The organism is Intrasporangium flavum, from assembly GCF_001956915.1.
Lineage (GTDB): Bacteria > Actinomycetota > Actinomycetes > Actinomycetales > Dermatophilaceae > Monashia > Monashia flava.
In genome coordinates this window covers 31346-51540 of sequence record NZ_MLJO01000016.1, presented here as the reverse complement: position 1 = coordinate 51540, position 20195 = coordinate 31346, and the positions used below count along the sequence as shown (strand labels likewise).

At 73.3% G+C, this 20195-nt stretch carries 20 protein-coding genes; 12 read left to right on the top strand and 8 right to left on the bottom strand.

Annotated elements, in window-relative coordinates; genetic code table 11:
• Positions 1-117: 117 nt before the first annotated feature.
• From BIV28_RS13250 to BIV28_RS13210, 9 genes are all read left to right on the top strand, one after another.
• The gene (locus BIV28_RS13250) at positions 118-1353 is read left to right on the top strand and encodes an acetyl-CoA acetyltransferase (RefSeq protein ID WP_076262574.1); all 1236 of its coding nucleotides are present in this window, start codon (positions 118-120) and stop codon (positions 1351-1353) included.
• A gap of 1 nt (position 1354) precedes the next feature.
• Entirely contained in the window at positions 1355-2872 is a 1518-nt protein-coding gene (locus tag BIV28_RS13245) for a carotenoid oxygenase family protein (protein ID WP_076262572.1), read from the top strand.
• 7 nt (positions 2873-2879) lie between these two features.
• Positions 2880-3935, top strand: a complete 1056-nt coding sequence (locus tag BIV28_RS13240) for a winged helix-turn-helix transcriptional regulator (RefSeq protein WP_242653001.1) — start codon at positions 2880-2882, stop codon at positions 3933-3935.
• Between the two features lie 59 nt (positions 3936-3994).
• On the top strand, positions 3995-5734 hold the full coding sequence (locus BIV28_RS13235; RefSeq protein WP_076262570.1) for a class I adenylate-forming enzyme family protein: 1740 nt from the start codon (positions 3995-3997) through the stop codon (positions 5732-5734).
• Complete coding sequence (locus BIV28_RS13230; RefSeq protein WP_242652999.1) at positions 5731-6765, top strand: NAD(P)H-dependent flavin oxidoreductase; 1035 nt, start codon at positions 5731-5733, stop codon at positions 6763-6765. The genes BIV28_RS13235 and BIV28_RS13230 overlap by 4 nt, the downstream gene beginning before the upstream one ends.
• Positions 6766-6817: 52 nt before the next feature.
• Positions 6818-7669: a RecB family exonuclease gene (locus BIV28_RS13225; protein WP_242652997.1), complete on the top strand. Its 852-nt coding sequence runs from the start codon at positions 6818-6820 to the stop codon at positions 7667-7669.
• Between the two features lie 39 nt (positions 7670-7708).
• On the top strand, positions 7709-8356 hold the full coding sequence (locus tag BIV28_RS13220) for a maleylpyruvate isomerase N-terminal domain-containing protein (RefSeq protein WP_076262568.1): 648 nt from the start codon (positions 7709-7711) through the stop codon (positions 8354-8356).
• A 101-nt stretch (positions 8357-8457) separates the two neighbouring features.
• Positions 8458-9291: a ParA family protein gene (locus BIV28_RS13215; protein ID WP_083707326.1), complete on the top strand. Its 834-nt coding sequence runs from the start codon at positions 8458-8460 to the stop codon at positions 9289-9291.
• Between the two features lie 116 nt (positions 9292-9407).
• Entirely contained in the window at positions 9408-10460 is a 1053-nt protein-coding gene (locus tag BIV28_RS13210; RefSeq protein WP_076262566.1) for an NAD(P)-dependent alcohol dehydrogenase, read from the top strand.
• Positions 10461-10584: 124 nt separating this feature from the next.
• Here the strand turns inward: BIV28_RS13210 and BIV28_RS13205 are convergent, their stop codons facing one another.
• From BIV28_RS13205 to BIV28_RS13190, 4 genes are all read right to left on the bottom strand, one after another.
• Positions 10585-11142, bottom strand: coding sequence for a pyridoxamine 5'-phosphate oxidase family protein (locus BIV28_RS13205; RefSeq protein WP_076262564.1), 558 nt, complete (start codon positions 11140-11142; stop codon positions 10585-10587).
• A gap of 63 nt (positions 11143-11205) precedes the next feature.
• Positions 11206-13026 carry a glutamine--fructose-6-phosphate transaminase (isomerizing) gene (gene glmS, locus BIV28_RS13200; protein WP_076262562.1) on the bottom strand — a complete coding sequence of 607 codons (1821 nt, stop codon included), beginning with the start codon at positions 13024-13026 and terminating at the stop codon, positions 11206-11208.
• Positions 13027-13092: 66 nt separating this feature from the next.
• Positions 13093-13353, bottom strand: a complete 261-nt coding sequence (locus BIV28_RS13195) for a hypothetical protein (protein ID WP_076262560.1) — start codon at positions 13351-13353, stop codon at positions 13093-13095.
• A gap of 139 nt (positions 13354-13492) precedes the next feature.
• Positions 13493-15220, bottom strand: coding sequence for a DEAD/DEAH box helicase (locus tag BIV28_RS13190; protein WP_076262694.1), 1728 nt, complete (start codon positions 15218-15220; stop codon positions 13493-13495).
• A 239-nt stretch (positions 15221-15459) separates the two neighbouring features.
• Between BIV28_RS13190 and BIV28_RS13185 the strand changes: the two genes are divergently transcribed.
• A complete protein-coding gene (locus tag BIV28_RS13185) occupies positions 15460-16152 on the top strand; it encodes a ferritin-like fold-containing protein (protein ID WP_076262559.1) in 693 nt (230 codons plus the stop codon).
• An 81-nt stretch (positions 16153-16233) separates the two neighbouring features.
• Here the strand turns inward: BIV28_RS13185 and BIV28_RS13180 are convergent, their stop codons facing one another.
• From BIV28_RS13180 to BIV28_RS13165, 4 genes are all read right to left on the bottom strand, one after another.
• Complete coding sequence (locus tag BIV28_RS13180) at positions 16234-16497, bottom strand: GlsB/YeaQ/YmgE family stress response membrane protein (protein ID WP_076262557.1); 264 nt, start codon at positions 16495-16497, stop codon at positions 16234-16236.
• A gap of 234 nt (positions 16498-16731) precedes the next feature.
• Positions 16732-17001 carry a GlsB/YeaQ/YmgE family stress response membrane protein gene (locus BIV28_RS13175; protein WP_076262556.1) on the bottom strand — a complete coding sequence of 90 codons (270 nt, stop codon included), beginning with the start codon at positions 16999-17001 and terminating at the stop codon, positions 16732-16734.
• Between the two features lie 125 nt (positions 17002-17126).
• Positions 17127-17351 (bottom strand): DUF3107 domain-containing protein, encoded by a 225-nt coding sequence (locus tag BIV28_RS13170; RefSeq protein WP_076262554.1) that lies wholly within the window; start codon positions 17349-17351, stop codon positions 17127-17129.
• A gap of 68 nt (positions 17352-17419) precedes the next feature.
• Positions 17420-18094 (bottom strand): TetR/AcrR family transcriptional regulator, encoded by a 675-nt coding sequence (locus BIV28_RS13165; RefSeq protein WP_076262553.1) that lies wholly within the window; start codon positions 18092-18094, stop codon positions 17420-17422.
• 92 nt (positions 18095-18186) lie between these two features.
• Between BIV28_RS13165 and moeB the strand changes: the two genes are divergently transcribed.
• Positions 18187-19365 (top strand): molybdopterin-synthase adenylyltransferase MoeB, encoded by a 1179-nt coding sequence (gene moeB / locus BIV28_RS13160; protein WP_076262551.1) that lies wholly within the window; start codon positions 18187-18189, stop codon positions 19363-19365.
• 73 nt (positions 19366-19438) lie between these two features.
• Positions 19439-20173: an MGMT family protein gene (locus BIV28_RS13155; protein ID WP_076262549.1), complete on the top strand. Its 735-nt coding sequence runs from the start codon at positions 19439-19441 to the stop codon at positions 20171-20173.
• The last annotated feature ends 22 nt before the right edge of the window (positions 20174-20195 follow it).

The following is a 20195-nucleotide window of genomic DNA, read 5'->3' as shown; positions in this document are numbered from 1 at the left end:
TGGAGTAACTCTGCTAGTTGTAGTACGGTCTGGCGTGGGAGGCAAGGCACGTCGCCCTGGCGACGCTGACGAGCCCGGCCCCTTACGCCGCGAGGCCGGCCGGGCAAGGAGGCACCGATGACGCACACGAACGTGTGGGTGCTCGGCGGACACCAGAGTGACTTTGCGCGCAACCTCAGCCGGGAGGGGAGGTCCGTCGCCGATCTCACGTCAGAGATCGTCGGCGGAACCCTCTCCACCTCCCGGGTCCCCGCGTCCGCGGTCGAGGTCATCCACGTCGCCAACGCCTTCGGCCAGCTCTTCACCGGCCAGGGCCACGTCGGCGCCATGCCCGCCACCGTCGAGCCCGACCTCTGGGGCCGGCCGGCCACACGCCACGAGGCCGCGTGCGCGTCGGGCGGGGCGTCGGTCCTGGCCGCCATGGCCGACCTCGAGTCCGGCCGCTACGACTGCGCGCTCGTCGTCGGCGTCGAGCTCGAGAAGACCGTCCCCGGCGACGCTGCGGCGCGCCACCTCGCCGCGGCCGCCTGGGTCGGCCACGACGGCGAAGGGGCTACGTTCATGTGGCCGCACCTCTTCAGCGCCGTCGCCGACGAGTACGACCGCCGCTACGGCCTCGACGACGAGCACCTGCGCGCCATCGCCGCCCTCAACCTCGCCGCGGCCCGCCGCAACCCCAACGCGCAGACCCGCGCGTGGGACCTCCCCGACCTCGCCGACGCGTCGGTCGCCACCGACGACGCCCGCAACCCCGTCGTCGAGGGCCGGCTGCGGCGCTACGACTGCAGCCAGGTCACCGACGGGGGCGCCGGCGTCGTCCTCGTGTCCGACGCGTGGCTGCGCGCCCACCCGGACGCCCGGCCCGCCGCCCGCGTGCTCGGCTGGGGCCATCGCACCGTCGGCCTCGGGCTGCGCCAGAAGCTCGAGCGCGACGCCGACGACCCCTACGTCATGCCGCACGTGCGCGACGCCGTCACCGACGCCTTCACCCGCGCCCGCGTCACCCTCGAGGACGTCGACGGCTTCGAGGTGCACGACTGCTTCACCCCCACCGAGTACCTCGCCATCGACCACATCGGCCTCACCGGGCCGGGCGAGTCGTGGAAGGCGGTCGAGGACGGCTCGATCGAGCTCGGCGGCCGGCTGCCGGTCAACCCCGGCGGCGGCCTAATCGGCGGCGGCCACCCGGTCGGCGCCACGGGCGTCCGGATGCTCGTCGACGCCACGCGGCAGGTCGGCGGCGCGGCGGGGGAGTACCAGGTCGAGGGGGCCGCTACCTTCGGCACCCTGAACTTCGGCGGCAGCACGGCCACGACGGTCGCGCTCGTCGTCGGCGCAGTGCAAGGAGACTGACATGGACGTCGAGATCGTCGGCCGGATGCTGTCGACGCTGCCCACCGACGACGACCACCCCTACCGCACCGGCCCGTGGCGGCCGCAGACCACCGAGTTCGTCGCCGACGACCTCGAGGTGGTCCAGGGCGAGCTGCCCACCGACCTCGACGGCGTGTACCTGCGCAACACCGAGAACCCGGTGCACCCGTCGCTGAAGAACTACCACCCGTTCGACGGCGACGGCATGGTCCACGTCGTCGGGTTCCGCGAGGGAAAAGCCTTCTACCGCAACCGTTTCGTGCGCACCGACGGCTTCCTCGCCGAGCAGGAGGCCGGGCAGGCGCTGTGGGCCGGGCTCGCCGAGCCGCCCTACCTGTCGCTGCGCGAGGACGGCTGGGGCGCGCGCGGGCGGATGAAGGACGCCTCGAGCACCGACGTCGTCGTGCACCGCGGCACCGCCCTGACGAGCTTCTACCAGTGCGGCGACCTCTACCGCCTCGAGCCGACCACGGCCGAGACCCTCGGCAAGGCGACGTGGAACGGCCGGTTCCCCTTCGACTGGGGCGTGTCGGCCCACCCCAAGGTCGACGACCGTACCGGCGAGCTGCTCTTCTTCAACTACGCCAAGGACGCCCCGTACATGCACTACGGGGTCGTCGACGCGTCCGACGAGCTCGTCCACTACATCGACGTGCCGCTGCCCGGACCACGGCTGCCGCACGACATGGCCTTCACGGAGAACTATGTCGTCCTGGGCGACTTCCCGCTCTTCTGGGAGCCGGAGGCCCTCGCGCACGGGGCGCACGTGGCACGCTTCCACCGTGACCTTCCGAGCCGCTTCGCCGTCGTGCCGCGCCGCGGGCAGACGCGCGACATCCGGTGGTTCGAGGCCGACCCGACGTACGTGCTGCACTTCGTCAACGCCTACGAGGACGGCGACACCATCGTCCTCGACGGCTTCTACCAGGGCGACCCGTCGCCGCGCGACAACGGCATGGGCAACCAGTGGGAGCGCGCGTTCCGATTCCTGGCCCTCGACCGGATGCAGTCGCGGCTGCACCGCTGGCGGCTCGACCTGCGCACCGGGCTCGTCCGCGAGGAGCAGCTCTCCGACAGCATCACCGAGTTCGGCATGATGAACGGCACCTACGCCGGTGGCGACTACCGGTACGCCTACGCCGCCACGGGCAAGCCGGCGTGGTTCCTCTTCGACGGCCTCGTCAAGCACGACCTGCGCACGGGCAGCGAGGAGCGGTACGCCTTCGGCGACGACGTCTTCGGCAGCGAGACCGCGATGGCGCCCCGCGTCGGCAGCACCGGCGAGGACGACGGCTACCTCATCACCCTCACCACCGACATGCGCGCGGACGCCTCGTTCTGCCTCGTCCTCGACGCGTCGCGGGTGTCCGACGGGCCGGTGTGCACGCTGCGCCTGCCCGAGCGGATCTCGAGCGGCACGCACTCCACGTGGGCTCCCGGCGCCGAGCTGCGCCGCTGGCGCGAGACCGACCGGGCGGCCGATGCCATCGGTCTCTGAGCGTCTCGTGCCGCGTCCTGGCGACGCCGACGTGCCCGGTGGCCCCGTGCCGCCCGGGCCGCTCGACCCGCCGGCCCTGCCGGTCCCGCCGGTCCACGACGGTGACGCCCCGACGCGGCTCGAGCGCGGCGCGACCAACTCGATCGGCCGGATGCTCGGCCTCGTCGGCGACGAGTGGACGCTGCTCATCCTCCAGCGCGCGCTGCGCGGGGTGACGCGGTACGGCCACTTCCTCGAGCAGCTGCCGATCTCCAACGCCGTGCTCACGGCACGCCTCGCCTCGATGGAGCGCGAGGGCGTCCTGACCCGCGTCGTCTACCAGCAGCGTCCGGTGCGGGCCGAGTACGTGCTCACGGCTCGCGGCCGGGCGATGTGGCCGATCCTCATCGCCATCTGGGAGTGGGAGCGTCGGTGGGTCACCCGCCACGCCCAGACCCTCCCCGACATGGAGCACACCGCGTGCGGCCACCACTTCTCGCCGGTGCTCCAGTGCACGACGTGCCGGGCCACGGTGACGATCCGCGACGTCGAGGGCCGCTTCGGTCCGAGCGGCTCGTGGCAGCGGTCGGTCCCCGGTGGGGCCACGCGCCGACGCCCTGCCAGCGAGGCACGCACCGACGCCGGGCTCTTCCCCGAGACGATGACGATCTTCGGCAACCGGTGGTCGGCCGCCATCACCGGCGCCGCGCTGCGCGGCGTCCGACGCTTCGGCGACTTCGAGGAGGCCCTGGGGGCGCCCCCGGCGGTCGTCGCCGAGCGGCTGCGGGCCTTCACCGACATCGGCTTCCTCGCACCCGTGGCCGGGGAGCGGCCCGACCGGTTCGAGTACCGCCTCACCGACAAGGGCCGGGCCTTCTACCCGCCCGTCGCGCTCGCCCTCGAGTGGGCCGAGCACTGGTACGTGGCGCCCGAGGGGCCCGCCCTCGTGCAGCGGCACCGTAGCTGCGGCTCGGCCCTCGCGGTCCGGCTCGCGTGCGACGCGTGCGGCGAGCTGCTCCACGGCAGCGACATCCGCGTCGTGCCCCGCGGCGGCTCCGGGCCACGGCGCCCGAGCCTCACCTGACCCGCCGAGCCGCACCTCCCGCACCTCCCGCACCTCCCACCCGACAGGAGCACCACCCGATGGCCATCGCACGCGGACTGCACCCGGTCGACAAGGTCGCCGACTACCAGGCCCGCGGCTGGTGGACCGCGGACACCCTCGACGGCCTCTTCCGGCAGCGCGTCGCCGAGCGCGGCGACGCGCTCGCCGTCGTCGACCCCGCCAACCGCGAGGCGCTCACGGGGTCGGCGCCGCGACGCCTGACGTGGACGCAGCTCGACGCCGAGGTGACCTGGCTCGCGGCCCGACTGCTCGAGCTGGGCCTGCGCCGCGGCGACGTGCTCGGCGTGCAGCTGCCCAACACCGTCGAGCTCGTCGAGGTGTACCTCGCGGCGTGGACGCTCGGCGTGGTCGTGTCGCCGCTGCCGGTGCAGTTGCGCGAGCGGGAGGTGGCCGGCACGGCGCGCCAGGCCGGGCCGGTCGCGTTCGTCACGACCGGACGCGTCGGCGAGCACGCCCTCGCGGCGGAGGCCGCGCAGGCCCTGGCCGGCGTCGGCTCGGTGCGCTCGGTCGTGGCGTTCGGGCCGAGTGCCGACACCGCCGACGTTCCCGAGGGTGTCCTCGTGTGGAACCCGGCCCCGGCGTCGGAGCAGGACCGTGCCGCGGTGGACGCGCACGTCGCGGCCGAGCCGGGCGAGGCCAACGACGCCGTGACGATCTGCTGGACCTCGGGCACCGAGAGCGAGCCGAAGGGCGTCCCGCGCTGCCACCTGGACTGGCTCGCGGTCGGCGTCGCCACCACCGAGGCGCCCCGGGTCACCGTCGAGGACGTCCTGCTCAACCCGTTCCCCATGGTCAACATGGCCGGCATCAGCGGGATGTTCCTGCCGTGGCTGCTCAGCGGCTGCGTCCTCGTGCAGCACCACCCCTTCGACCTTCCGACCTTCCTGCGCCAGGTCGCCACCGAGCACGCCACGTACACGTGTGCTCCACCCGCCCTGCTGTGGATGCTGCTCGGCAACCCCGAGCTGCTCGCGGCCCTCGACACCTCGAGCCTGACCCGCATCGGGTCGGGCTCGGCGCCCCTCCAGCCGGCGATGGTGCGCGGCTGGCAGGAGCGCGGCATCAGCGTCATCAACTTCTTCGGCTCGAACGAGGGGATCGGCCTGTTGTCGAGCCCCGAGGACTTCCCCGACCCCGACGACCGCGCCCAGTTCTTCCCGCGGTTCGGCGCGCCCGGCATCACGTGGTCGACGCGTGCGGGGGAGTGGATGCACACCCGGCTCGTCGACATCGTCACGGGCGAGGAGATCGACGAGCCCGGCCGGCCGGGCGAGCTGCGGATCAGCGGGCCGACCGTGTTCGCCGGCTACCTCGGCGGCGACCACCTGCCGAGCCCGTTCGACGAGCAGGGCTACCTGCGCACCGGCGACCTCTTCGAGATCGCCGGCGAGCAGGGCCAGTTCCTCCGGTACCTCGACCGGGCCCGCGACCAGGTGATCCGCGGCGGCATGAACATCGCCCCCGCCGAGATCGAGGGGCTCGTCGCGGCCCACCCGGCTGTGGCCGACGTCGCCGTCATCGGCGACCCCGACGACGCGCTCGGCGAGCGGGTGGCCGCCGTCGTCGTCCTGCGCGAGGGGCAGTCATTGACGCTCGACGAGCTCGTGGCCTGGCTGCGCGAGCAGCACGTCGCCTCGTTCAAGCTGCCCGAGCGGCTCGAGGTGCGCGACGCGCTGCCCCGCAACCCGGTCGGCAAGGTGCTCAAGCGGATGCTGCGCCGACCCGATGCCCCCGACGTGCGCGAGTCCGTCCCGTGACCGACGCGTCACCCGGCGGTGGCGCGTCGGGCGCGCCGGATGGGTCGGACGCGCCGGACGCGCCGGACGCGTCGAGCGGGGTCGAGCGGGCGCGGGCCCTCACAGCCCGGCTGCGGCTGCCCGTCGTGGCGGCGCCGATGTTCCTCGTGTCCGGGCCCGAGCTCGTCGTCGCGGCCGCCCGGGCCGGCATCCTCGGCGCGTTCCCGACGCAGAACTGCCGCACCGCGGCGGAGCTCGACGGCTGGCTGGCGCAGGTCGCGGCCGGGGTCGGCGACGCTCCCTGGGCCGTCAACCTCGTGACGCACAGCAGCAACGCGCGCCTGGCCGCCGACCTCGAGCTCGTCGTGCGCCACCGGCCTCCGGTCGTCATCACCGCGCTCGGCTCGCCTGCCCCGGTCGTCGAGGCCGTGCACGGCTACGGCGGGGTCGTCGTCGGCGACGTCGTCGACCTCCGGCTCGCGCACAAGGCGGTCGACGCCGGGGTCGACGGCCTCGCCTGCATCAGCGCCGGCGCCGGCGGGCACACCGGCCACCTGTCGCCCTTCGCCTTCGTGTCGGCCGTGCGTGCCTTCTTCGACGGGCTCGTCGTCGTGGGCGGCGGGGTGGCCGACGGCTTCGGCGTCGCGGGCGCCGTGGCGGCCGGCGCCGACCTCGTCTACATGGGCACCCGGTTCCTCGCCACCCGCGAGAGCCGCGCCGCCGAGGACTACAAGCGCATGGTCGTCGAGTCGGCCAGCGCCGACCTCGTCGTCAGCGACGGCGTCACCGGGGCACCGGCGTCGTGGCTGCGCCCGAGCCTCGTGGCGCACGGCCTCGACCCGGACCACCTCGAGTTCACCGGCGACCGGACCTACGACGTCGCCCAGCCGCAGCCGAAGCGATGGGCCGAGCTGTGGGCCGCGGGGCAGGGCCTCGGCGCCATCACCGGCGTCGCGTCGGTGGCCGACGTCGTCGACGCCCTCGAGGTCGAGTTCCACACCGCGGCAGACCGGCTCGCCGCCGTGGCTCGTCACCGCGAGCGTCGCGACTGACGCCTGTGGATGTCGCCCGGCGGATGTCGGGGGCGGGCCGTAGGGTGTCGGCGTGACGACGGGACCGGCAGAGCAGACGACCTTCGCCGGCATGCCGACGCCCCTCTACACCGGCTCGCCCTCCAAGCTGCTCGCCTGGCTCGACTGCCCGCGGCGCTACCGCATGCAGTACCTCGACCGCCCGCGCCCGCAGGCCCGGCCGCAGCGGGCCCACACCTCGGTCGGCATCGCCACGCACAACGTCCTGCGCGACTTCTGGGACCTCCCGGTGTCCCAGCGCACCCCGGCCGGGGTGGCCGAGCTCGTCCGCTCGTCGTGGATCGACGTCGGCTTCCGCGACCCCGAGCAGTCGATGGCCTGGCGCCTGCGGGTGCGCGACCTCGTCACCGAGTACCTGCGCCACAGCGACCGCGACAACCAGCCGGTCGGCATCGAGCGCAGCGTGTCGCTCAAGACCGACGAGATCGCGGTCACCGGCCGCATCGACCGGCTCGACGACCGCGACGGCGAGCTCGTCGTCGTCGACTACAAGACCGGCCGCCAGGTGCCCACCGACGACGACGCGCGCACCTCGCTGCCGCTGGCCCTCTACGCCGTCGCGGTGGCGCGGATGTTCCGCCGGCCGTGCCTGCGCGTCGAGCTGCACCACCTGCCGAGCGGCACCGTCGCGAGCCATGTGCACACCGAGGAGTCGCTGGCCCGCAAGGTCGCCGAGGCCGAATCGATCGCCTCCGACCTGCGGCGCGCCGACGCCGACTTCAAGGACGTCGGCGTCGAGTCCACCCGCTTCGCGCCGCGGACCTCGCCGTTGTGCTCGTGGTGCGACTTCCGGGCGCACTGCCCCGAGGGGCAGCAGCAGGGTCCGGAGAAGTCCGACTGGGCCGGCCTCGATCGCGACGACTGACGCCGGCCACCCACCCCCGTCCGACCCAGGAGACCCGTCGTGACCGACCTGCGTGAGGCGTTCCTCGCCGCCACCGACCACGTCATCGCCCTCGTGTCGCGCGAGGACGTCGCCGCAGCCTGGGAGCGCCCGAGCGCCCTGCCCGAGTGGAACGTCGGCGGCCTCGTCGCCCACCTCGCGAGCCAGCCGGTCACCGCGGTCACGCTCCTGTCCGCCCCGCCGCGGGCCGGCGGCGACGGTGGCCCGATCCCGCTCGAGGAGCACTACCGGCGGGCCGCCTGGGTCACCGCGGCGCTCGACGACGAGGTCAACGTCGCGATCCGCGAGGGCAGCGACGCCACGGCCGCGGCCGGCCGTGACGAGGTGCTCGCCGGCGTCGTCGCCGCCCGCGAGGCCCTGCCCGACCTGCTCGCCGCCCAGGCCGCCGACCGCGCCGTGCTCATCCCGTGGCAGGGCTGGTCGCTGGTGCGCGACGACTTCCTCACCAGCCGGATGATGGAGATCGTCGTGCACGGCGAGGACCTCGCCGCCAGCGTCCGCGCCACCGCGCCGACGCTCCCGGACGCCGTGCTCGACCCGGTGCTGCGGCTGCTCACGCACCTCGCCGCCGAGAAGCACGGCCAGGGCGCGGTCGTGTCTGCCCTGACCCGCTCCGAGCGCGCCCCGCGGACGATCTCCGCCTTCTGACCGCCCGCCGCCGGCGCCACGTCGTGTCGGCTGCGTCACGCTCCCCGCGTGCCGCGGACGATCTCCGCGTTCCGGGCCGGTGACCTGCCAGACTGACGGCCATGGCCGCCCGTTCCCGCCAGGACGCCAGCACCGCCCCCACCACCCGCCACGAGCAGCCGGCGGAGCGCCCCACCGTGCTCGCCGTCGCGAACCAGAAGGGTGGCGTCGCCAAGACCACCTCGGTCGCGAGCCTCGGGGCCGCCTTCGCCGAGCACGGCGAACGCGTCCTGCTCGTCGACCTCGACCCGCAGGCCTGCCTCACCTTCTCCCTCGGCGTCGACCCCGACACCGTCGAGAAGTCGGTCCACGACGTCCTGACCGGCGGCACGCCCCTGGCCGACGTCGTCGTCTCGTGCGAGGAGGGCGTCGACCTCGTGCCGTCGACGATCGACCTCGCCGGTGCCGAGGCCGCGCTCATGCCGCGCCCGGGCCGCGAGTACGTGCTGCGCACGGCGCTCGAGGACCTCCCGACGCCCTACGACGTCGTCCTGCTCGACTGCTCGCCGAGCCTCGGCGTGCTCACCCTCAACGCCCTGACCGCCTCCGACGGGCTCGTCATCCCGATGCCGTGCGAGATGCTGAGCCACCGCGGCGTCGGGCAGCTGCTCGACACCGTCGCCGACGTGCAGCGGATCCTCAACCGCGACCTGCAGGTGTGGGGCATCCTGCCGACGCTCTTCGACGGCCGCAGCAACCACGCGCGCGAGGTGCTGGCCGACGTCGGGGAGCGCTACGACCTGCCGGTGCTCGACCCACCGATCCCCAAGACGGTCCGGTTCGCCGAGGCCCCGGCCGTCGGCCGTTCGATCCTGTCGACGGCCCGCGCGTCCCGGGGCGCGCAGGCCTACCGCGACGTCGCGGCGTCGCTCCTGCCGCGCCTGCAGCGCGCCTGAGTCCTCGCCGGGAGTCCGTGCAGGCCCGTTCGTCGATCCGCGCCTGCGGGAATGTTTCGGGGGACGGGTGACGCTGCACCTGAGAGCGTCGCCAACCCCTGTGAAGGAGAACCCCTGTGATTTCCACGCCCGCACTGGTCGCACCGAGCGCCGGAGCCCCCTTCGAGGCCCGGACCGTCGAGCACCGTGACCTGCGTGACGACGACGTCCTCATCGACATCAAGTTCGCCGGCATCTGCCACAGCGACATCCACCAGGTCCGGGAGGAGTGGGGCGGCGCGATCTTCCCCATGGTCCCCGGGCACGAGATCGCCGGCGTCGTGTCCGCCGTCGGCGACGGCGTCACCCGCTACAAGGTCGGCGACCGCGTGGGCGTCGGCTGCATGGTCGACTCCTGCGGCGAGTGCGAGTACTGCAAGGACGGTGAGGAGCAGTTCTGCGCCAAGGGCGCCGTCATGACCTACAACGGCCGCGGCTACGACGACGAGGCCACCAAGGGCGGCTACGCCCAGCAGGTCGTCGTCTCGGAGCGCTTCGCGGTCCGCATCCCCGAGGGCATCGACCTCGACGTCGCCGCGCCGCTGCTCTGCGCCGGCATCACGACCTACAACCCGCTCAAGCGCTGGGGCGCCGGCCCCGGCAAGAAGGTCGCCGTCGTCGGCCTCGGCGGACTCGGCCACATGGGCGTCAAGTTCGCCGCCGCCCTCGGCGCCGAGGTCACCGTGCTCAGCCGCACCCTCGGCAAGCAGGAGGACGCCCGGGCCTTCGGGGCCAGCGACCACCGCGCCACCGCCGACGAGCAGACGTTCGAGGACCTCAAGGGCAGCTTCGACCTCATCCTCAACACGGTCAGCGCCAACCTGCCGGTCGACGCCTACCTGTCGCTGCTCAAGCCCCTCGGCGCGCTCGTCAACGTCGGGGCCCCGAGCGACCCCGACACCTTCGCCGCCTTCTCGCTCATCGGCGGCAGCAAGGTGATGGCGGGCTCGAACATCGGCGGCATCGCCCAGACCCAGGAGATGCTCGACTTCGCGGCCGAGCACGGCATCGGCGCGAGCATCGAGACGATCTCGGCCGACGAGGTCGACGCCGCCTACGAGCGCGTCGTCGCCGGTGACGTGCGCTACCGCTTCGTCATCGACACCGCCACGATCAACCCGCAGTCCTGACGCGGGCGTCCCCGCCGTCCGCTCCCACGGCGGGGACGCGAGGGGCCGGCACCGAGACCCGGTGCCGGCCCCTCGTCGTGTCCGGGTCCCGACGCACCCCGACGCGTCCTGCGCGGGTGACGCGTCAGGTGGCCTCGGGGTCGAGGGCGGGCAGCCCGTCGACCGACGTCGCGTTCTTCTCGACGCGGTAGGCGGCCAGGCCCTCGGGACCGCGCCGGCCGGCCCACGACGTGAGCAGGTCGCGCTGCTCGGTGAACTCGTAGAGCGGCACGGCGAACCCGCAGGAGTCCGAGACCCGCTCGACCTCGACGACGACCACGCCCCGCACGCCGGGAGGGTCGACGCCGAAGCGCGCGGCCCACGCGTCGAAGCCCTCGTCGCCGGGGCGCACGTGGCGCCCGCGGCCGTGCAGGCGCACGATGTTCGGCGGGCCCTCGAAGGCGCAGAACATCAGCGTGATCCGGCCGTTCTCACGCAGGTGGGCGACGGTCTCCGCGCCGCTGCCGGTGAGGTCGAGGTAGGCGACGGTGTGCTCGTCGACGACGAGGAACGTGCCGTCGAGCCCCTTGGGGGAGACGTTGACGTGCCCGTCGGTGGCGAGGGGTGCCGTCGCGACGAAGAACATCCGCTGCGCCTCGATGAACGCGCGCAGCCTCCCGTCGATCGACGCGTGCAGCTTCATCGCGGGCTCCTCACTCGTTCGGGGGCGACCGTGGCCGACCGCTTCTCGGCGGTCACCGGCCGGTCACTCGACGGTGACCGACTTGGCAAGGTTACGAGGCTTGTCGATGTCGAGGCCGAGGTGTCTCGCGGCGTGGAGGGCCAGCAGCTGCATCGGGACCATGAGCACGATCGGGTCGAGCTCGGTCTCGTTGCGCGGCACGTCGATCCGCCGGGCGTCCACGGCCCCGAGCCGGACCCCGGGATGGGTCACCGCGACGACGGGCCCGCCGCGGGCCATGACCTGCTCGGCCGCCGCGAGGTTGCGGTCGGTCAGCTCGTCGTCGGGGATCACCGCGACGGTCGGGCGGGCCGCCTCGATGAGCGCGAGCGGGCCGTGCTTGAGCTCGCTCGTCTGGTAGGCCTCGGCGTGCCGGTAGGAGACCTCCTTGAACTTCTGGGCGCCCTCGCGCGCCACCGGGAAGCCGCGGACCCGGCCGATGAAGAAGAGGCTCTCGGCGCCGGCCAGCTCGCGCGCCACCTCGGCGACGGCGTCCTCCTGCTCGAGCACCGCCGCGATGTCGGCGGGCAGGCGCTCGAGACCGGCGATGATGCGCTGCCCGTCGGCCACCGAGAGGTCGCGCACCCGGCCGAGCAGCAGGGCGAGCAGGGCGAACCCGACGCCCATGTGGGTCAGCGCCTTCGTCGAGGCGACCGCGATCTCGGGGCCGGCGTGCAGGTAGATCCCGCCGTCGCACTCGCGGGCGATCGTCGAGCCGACGACGTTGACGAGGCCGACGACCTGGCCGCCCTTGCGCTTGATCTCGCGCACCGCGAAGGCCGTGTCGGCGGTCTCGCCCGACTGGCTCACGGCGACGTAGAGAGTGTCGGGCTCGATGATCGGGTTGCGGTAGCGGAACTCGCTCGCCGCCTCGGCGTGTGCCGGGATGCGGGCCAGCTCCTCGATGAGCAGGGCGCCGAGCTCGCCGACGTAGTAGGCCGACCCGCAGCCGAGGATCTTGACGCGTCGGAACGCGCGCAGCTCGCGCGGGGTGAGGTTGAGCCCGTCGAGCCGGGCCGTGCCGAACCGGGCGTCGAGGCGTCCGCGGAGCATCCGCGCCACGGTCTCGGGCTGCTCGGCGATCTCCTTGGCCATGTAGTGGCCGTGGTCGCCGAGGTCGACGTCCTCGTCGGCCACCTCGATCGTCGTGGGCACCCGGCCGGTGTCGTGGGTCTCGCGCGTGAAGGTGCGGTAGCCGCGGGCGGTGACCTCGGCGAGCTCGCCGTCCTCGAGGTGGATGACCGAGGACGTGTGCCGCACGAGCGCGGCGACGTCGGAGGCGACGAACATCTCCTTGTCGCCGACGCCGAGGATGAGGGGCGAGCCGTTGCGCGCCACGACGAGGCGGTCCGGTGCCGCCGTGTCGAGGACGGCGACGGCGTAGGTGCCGACGACGTGGTCGAGGGCCTCGAGCACGCGCTCCTCGAGGTCGCCGGCGGGGGAGCGTGCGATCAGGTGGGCCAGCACCTCGGTGTCGGTGTCGGAGGTGAAGGTGACGCCCTCGCGCTCGAGCCGCTCGCGCAGCGCCGCCGCGTTGTCGATGATCCCGTTGTGCACGACGGCGACCCGGCCGTCCTCGCTCGTGTGCGGGTGGGCGTTGGCCTCGGTGGCCGGGCCGTGCGTGGCCCACCGGGTGTGGCCGATGCCGACCGTGCCGGGCAGGCGCCGCGGCAGCGCGGCCTCGAGCTCGCGGACCCGCCCGACGCGTCGCACGACGGTCTGGCCGTTCGGCCCGGCCACGCTGAGGCCGGCGGAGTCGTAACCGCGGTACTCGAGGCGGGTCAGGCCCTCGACGAGGACCGGGGCGGCCGGCTGGCGACCGACGTAGCCGACGATTCCGCACATGGGGGTTCTCCTTGGGGGACGGGATGAGAGAGGGACGGTGAGAGTGGGGCTGGGCTACCGGGCCGGTCAGCCGTAGACGATCCGGCGCAGCTGCCGCTCGGACAGCCCGGGGGCCGCGACGAGACGGTCCCGCAGCTCGGTGGCGATGGTCCGGAACGCCTCGTCGTTGCGGACGCCGTAGGTCTGCAGCTCGCGGTGGCGTCGGCGCACGTAGGCGTCCACGGGCTCGGCGTAGTGCGCCAGGACGTCACCGATGACGCGGGCGGCCTCCCCGTGGGTCAGGCCGGACGAGTCGGCGACCCTCGCCACGAGTTCCGGATCGAGCACGGGACGACTGTGCACGACGACACCCGCGAACGCCAAGAATCTGCCCGGATTCGGGCAGGGAGCCCGTTGAGTGGACGGTGAGAACGCGAGAGGCCGCGTCCCGGTCGGGGACGCGGCCTCTCGGCTGCTGCTGTGCGGGTCACTCGCCGCCGGAAGTGGCGGGCGCGCTGTCGGCCTGCTGGCCGGAGCGGCCCGAGCCGCCGCGGCGACGGCGTCGGCGCGGGCGCGACGAGCCATCCTCGGAGGAGCCGGTGGACCGCTCGCCCGACGTGGCGGGCGAGGACTCGCCCTCGGCCGAGGGGGCCGCGCCGGCGGCGGCTGCCCCGCCACCACGCGTGCGGCGTCGGTTGCGCTGGCGGCGCGGGCGGCTCTCGCCGTCCTCGCGGGCCTCGTCCGAGGCGTCACGGCCACCGGAGCGCCCGCCACGGGAGCCGCCCTGCGATGAGCCCTGGCCGGACCGGCCCTGGCCGCCCTTGCCGTGGCGCTTGCCCGTCTCGCCGAGGTCCTCGAGCTCCTCGGCGGCGAGGCCGGCGCGGGTCTGCTCGGACTTGCGCAGGTAGCCCTTGGCGTCGGTCGGGATGTCGAGGTCGGAGAAGAGGTGGTCCGAGCTGGAGTAGGTCTCCTGCGGCTCGGGGATGCCGAGGTCGAGCGTCTTGTTGATGAGCGCCCAGCGGTGCAGGTCGTCCCAGTCGACGAAGGTCACCGCGACGCCGGTGTTGCCGGCGCGCGCCGTGCGACCGATGCGGTGCAGGTAGGTCTTCTCGTCCTCGGGGCACTGGTAGTTGATGACGTGCGTGACGTTCTCGACGTCGATGCCGCGGGCCGCGACGTCGGTGGCCACGAGGATGTCGACCTTGCCGTTGCGGAACGCGCGCAGGGCCTGCTCGCGGGCGCCCTGGCCGAGGTCGCCGTGGATGGCGGCGGCCGCGAAGCCGCGCTCGACGAGCTCGTCGGCGACCTTGGCGGCGGTGCGCTTGGTGCGGCTGAAGATGATCGTCAGGCCGCGGCCGTTGGCCTGGAGCATGCGCGAGAGCATCTCGACCTTGTCGAGGGCGTGCGCGCGGTAGATGAACTGCTCGACGGCCTTGACCGTGTGGGCGTTCTCGCTGTCGTCGCCCATCGCGCGGATGTGCGTGGGCTGGGACATGTAGCGACGCGCGAGGGCCACGATCGCGCCCGGCATCGTCGCGGAGAAAAGCATCGTCTGGCGCGAGGCCGGCGTCAGGGCCATGAGGGTCTCGACGTCGGGCAGGAAGCCGAGGTCGAGCATCTCGTCGGCCTCGTCGAGCACGACGGTGCGGGCCTGGGAGAGGTCGAGGTGGCCCTGCTTGGACAGGTCGATGAGGCGGCCGGGCGTGCCGACGACGACCTCGACGCCGTTCTTGAGGGCCTCGATCTGCGGCTCGTACGCGCGACCGCCGTACACGGTGAGCACGCGGATGCCGCGGCGCTTGCCGGCGCGCTCGAGGTCGCCGGCCACCTGGACGGCGAGCTCACGCGTCGGGGCGACGGCGAGGGCCTGGGGCTTGCCGGGACGCGTCAGCGACTCGAAGCCCTCGTCGCCGGGGGCGAGGACGCGGTTGAGGATCGGCACGCCGAAGCCGAGGGTCTTGCCCGTGCCGGTCTTGGCCTGGCCGATGATGTCGTGGCCGGAGAGGGCCACCGGCAGCGTCATCGCCTGGATGGGGAACGGGTGGGTGATGCCGGCATCGGCGAGCGAGGCGACGATGTCGGGGTGGACGTCGAAGTCGGCGAAGGTCAGCTCGGGGGCCACCTCGGCCGCGGTCTGGGCCGCCTCGGCGGCAGCATCGGTGGTGACCTCGGCCGGTGCTTCAGGGGCGGCCGGGGTCTCGGGGGTCTGGGTCATGTGCATCTCTCGATCGGCACGAGCACCCCGCAGGAGGCGGGAGCTCAGTGGCGGGACGGGCCGATCGGGAAGTGTCTTGACGGGCGAAACCCCGCGTCGAGCGGGCTCCGCCGGTGCGCGGGAGAGTGTCCGCGAGCACCATCTGGGCGATCCATCGTGCCGACCGGGCACCGAGTTGTCCGGCCCAGTCTACCGGCAGCACGCCTGAGCGCCCGAATCCACGCCGGTAGGTTGGTCGCATGAGCGATGCGGCCCCGACGACGCCCACCGACGACCCCGGCTACCTCGCGGCGGTCACCGACCTGCTCGGCGTCCTCGCCTACGGCGAGCTGCGCGCCTTCAGCCAGCTCGCGCGCGACGCCGAGCTGGCCCCGACGCTGCGGCACAGCGCGGCGCTCGCGCGGCTGGCGGCGCACGAGCTGCGCAACTACGAGGTGCTGAGCGACCGTCTCGCGGCGCTCGGGGTGACGCCCGAGGAAGCGATGGAGCCGTTCGTCCCCGCCGTCGACTTCTTCCACGAGCGCACCAAGCCCTCCGACTGGCTCGAGGGCGTCGTCAAGGCCTACGTCGGTGACGGCATCGCCCAGGACTTCTACCGGGAGATCGCCCAGTACGTCGACCCCGACACCCAGGCCCTCGTCCTCGGGGTCCTCGAGGACACCGGCCAGGCCGACTTCGCCGTCACCGTCGTGCGCGAGGCCATCGCGGCCGACCCGCGCGTCGGTGGGCGCCTCGCGCTGTGGGGGCGCCGCCTCGTCGGGGAGGCGATCACCCAGGCGCAGCGCGTCGGGGTCGAGCGCGACTCCCTGGCCGGCATCCTCGTCGGGGCGCCCGGCCGCCCGGGCGCCGACCTCGCCGAGCTGGGCCGGATGTTCGCCCGGCTCACCGACGAGCACACGCGTCGGATGGAGCGGCTCGGCCTGTCCGCCTGACCGGCGCCGGTGCGCACCGGCAGGTGCGGGAATGACGGAAGGGCCCGACCGTCCGGTCGGGCCCTTCCGTCATGCCGCGGGTCAGACGGTCTTGTGGGTGACCCGTCCGTAGATCACGATGATGATCGCTGCGACGACCGCCCCGAGGATCAGGGGGATCCACGCGATGCCGCTGGCGTTCGAGTAGCCGAACTGGCGAACGATGAACGTGACGATGACGTTGGCAACGATGCCGATGAGGATGGTGACGAGCAGAGAGATGTTCTGCTTGCCGGGAACGAGGAGCCGGCCCAGAGCGCCGATGATCGCACCGACGACGATGGCCACGATGATGGTCCACAACATGTTGTGCTCCTTCTGATCGCCCATAGCGACCACTCAGTCTGCGGGTGGCAGACATAGATCCAACAGCGTCAATCTCCCACCAGATAAGTCTGATGTGGTGGATGTGACGGTGAATTGTTCGTAACCGGCACGTACCCCCATGTGGGGTTCGTCGATCAGCGAGCCTCGCGGCCCAGACGATTCAGGACGATTCGGTCGCGAACGGCGTTGCGGCACAGGTGCGGTGGTGCGGCGTCAGCGACGGCGGCCGTCGCTCGCGACCATGCCGTAGCCGACGATGAGCGCCGCCGCGACGACGACACCGATGAGGAACGAGGTCCAGTCGATGCCGGACGTCAGTGAGCCCGAGGCGGCCTTGTAGATCCAGGCGCCGACGAGGGCCCCGAACGCGCCGAGGACGACGCTCGTGGTGACGCTCGTGTCGTCACGGCCGGGCAGCGCGGCACGGGCGAGGGGACCGACGAGGGCTCCCGCGACGAGGGCCGCGACGAGGGTTGCGGTCATGCTGGCTCCTCCTCCGTGCCGGGGACCACGGGGACCGTGCCCCGTCCGTACCCGGTCGCGGCCGGGCGACGCCGTGCGGCGCCTCCCGGCCTGCGACCGGCTCGACCGGGCTCCGGGTGCTCGGGTCAGGAGGCGCCGAAGCCGACGCCGCTGCGACGCTCGGCACCGGTCGTCACGTAGCCGAGCGACGCGACGGGGACGAGCACGCGGCCGCCCTTGTCGTCGGTGAGCTCGAGGACGTCGCCGCTCGTGCGGGCGGCCTTGACGGCGGCCAGCAGCTCCTCGGAGCTCAGCGTCGTCTCGAAGGTGATCTCGCGTGCCACGTTCTGCACGCCGATGCGGACCTCCACGTCAAACCTGCTTTCTCGCTTCGTCCATCGGTGGGTGCGCGGGCCGGGGACCTGCGCCTGTGGCCACCTTAACCAGCGGTGCTGCCGACGGATTCCCGCGACGTGCCGGACGCGCCCTCGGACCCGGCGGCCGAGCGCGGGAAGGCGCCGAAGCCGCGGCGGATCAGGGAGCCGGTGATGCGCACCGCCGTCTCCTTGGACAGGCTGGCCTCGTGGGTGAGCCAGTGCCGTGCCGAGGTCTGGGCGAGCCCGACGAAGGCGACCCCGACGAGGACGGCCTCCTCGCGCGTCATCGACGTCTCGCTGCTGATGATCTCGGCCATCGCCTCGGCGCAGGTGAGGTCGATCTGGTCGAGGCGGGCGCGGACCGCCGGCTCGTTGGCGAGGTCGGACTCGAAGATGAGGCGGAAGGCCGCACCCTCCTTGCCGACGAAGTCGAAGTAGGCGCGCGTCATCGTGTTGATGCGGGCCTTGTTGTCGGCCAGGGCGAGCGCGTCGCGGACGAGCTGCTCCAGCTCGCCGGCGTGCTGGTCGATGAGTGCGAGGTAGAGCTCGAGCTTGCCCGGGAAGTGCTGGTAGAGAACGGGCTTGGACACGCCTGCTCGGGCGGCGATGTCGTCCATGGCCGCCGCGTGGTAGCCGTTCTCGACGAAGACGGACAGCGCCGCCTCGAGCAGCTGCGCGCGTCGCTCGGAGCGGGGGAGCCGCTGTCCGCGGCCCGGCGGGGTGGTCTCGTCTGCCATGCGTCCTGGGGGCACTCTCTGTGTGGTGCGCGTCGTCCGCGGGCGCAGACGACCGTGTCGTTTCTCACCATACCGAGCAGTACGGTGATGGCATGTCGACGGATCCGCTGGTCAAGACGGGTCGCCCGTTGTCGAGGGCCGAGACGACGCGCTACGCGCGGCACGTCCTGCTGCCCGACGTCCGCCTCGAGGGGCAGGAACGGCTTGCCGCCGCACGGGTCCTCGTCGTCGGCGCCGGCGGCCTCGGGTCGCCCGCGCTGCTCTACCTCGCGGCGGCCGGCGTCGGCACCATCGGCGTCGTCGACGCCGACGTCGTCGACCTCACCAACCTGCACCGGCAGGTCATCCACTCCGACGCCGACATCGGCCGGCCCAAGACCGAGTCGGCCGAGGCGTCGGTGCACCGGGTCAACCCGCACGTCACCGTCGTGCGCCACGACGTCGCCCTCGACTCCTCCAACGCCCTGGAGATCATCAGGGGCTACGACCTCGTCGTCGACGGCACCGACAACTTCCCGACGCGCTACCTCGTCAACGACGCCTGCGTCATGCTCGGCAAGCCGCACGTGTGGGGCTCGATCCTGCGCTTCGACGGCCAGGTGTCGGTGTGGTGGGCCGGCCACGGGCCCTGCTACCGCTGCGTGTTCCCCGACCCGCCGCCGCCCGGCTCGGTGCCGAGCTGCGCCGAGGGCGGGGTGCTCGGCGTGCTCTGCGCGGCGGTCGGATCGGTGCAGTCCACCGAGGCGATCAAGCTGCTCCTCGGCATCGGCGAGCCCCTGACGGGCCGGATGCTCGTGCACGACGCGCTGCGCCAGACGTGGGACACCCTGACGGTGCGCCGCGACCCGGAGTGCCCGGTGTGCGGCGACGAGCCGACGGTCACCGAGCTCATCGACTACGTGCAGTTCTGCGGCGTGCCCGGGGCGGCGCACGACGACGAGGACGCCCTGCCGGCCGTCACGGTGCAGGAGATGGCCACCGAGCTGCGCGGCGACGCGCCGCCGCTGCTCGTCGACGTGCGCGGCGAGGAGGAGCGGGCGATCGCCGCGATCCCCGGGGCGGTGCCGATCCACCTCGACCTCTTCCGCTCGGGCGAGGCCTTCGAGCAGCTGCCCCGCGACCGACGCGTCCTCATCCACTGCAAGGTCGGTGGCCGGTCCGCCGAGGCGACCCGCCTCGCGCTGCGGGCCGGGTTCTCCGACGTCGCGAACGTCTCCGGTGGCGTCGTCGCGTACGTGCGCGAGATCGACCCTTCCCAGCCGGAGTACTGAGCCGCCTGCCGCCCGCCCGGCCGACGCGTCGGGCAGGCTGTGCCCTGAACGTCCCTCTCCCGAAAGGACCCCGGTGGCTCTCGAGGACCACGCCGACCGCGTGCTCACGCTCGTCGCGTCGATCCCGTCAGGTCGGGTGCTCGCCTACGGCGACGTCGCCAAGCGGCTCGGCGGGATGGGGCCGCGGACCGTCGGCTCGGTGATGAGCCGGTACGGCTCCGACGTGCCGTGGTGGCGGGTCATCCGCTCCGACGGCCGGCCGCCGCAGGGCCTCGAGGACGAGGCGCTCGAGCACTGGCGCGCCGAGGGCACCCCGATGGTGCGCGGGCTCGTCGAGGGGGCCCGTGCCGCCATGGGCGCGGCACGCTGGGACTTCGGGGGCATGCCGGCTCCGGGTGGGGGCGGCGCCGGCACGCGCGGCGGGCTGCACCACGTCGAGATCTGGGTCGAGGACATCGCCGCGGCCGGGCGCGAGTGGGGCTGGCTGCTCGGCCGGCTCGGCTACACCCTCGGCGACGACTGGGGCCACGGCCAGGCGTGGGAGCTCGGCTCGCTCTACGTCGTGGTCGAGAGCGGTCCCGACGTCGAGAAGGGCAGGCACGAGCGCAAGCGTGCGGGGCTGAACCACCTTGCCTTCCATGGCGGTTCGCGTGCCGAGGTCGACGCGCTCGTCGAGGCGTGCGCCGAGGGCGGGTGGTCGCTGATGTTCGAGGACCGGCACCCGTACGCGGGCGGCCCGGAGCACTACGCGGCCTACCTCGAGAGCGGCGAGGGGTTCGAGGTCGAGCTCGTCGCGGAGGGTTCGTAGGCCCCGACCTTCTTCTGCCTGC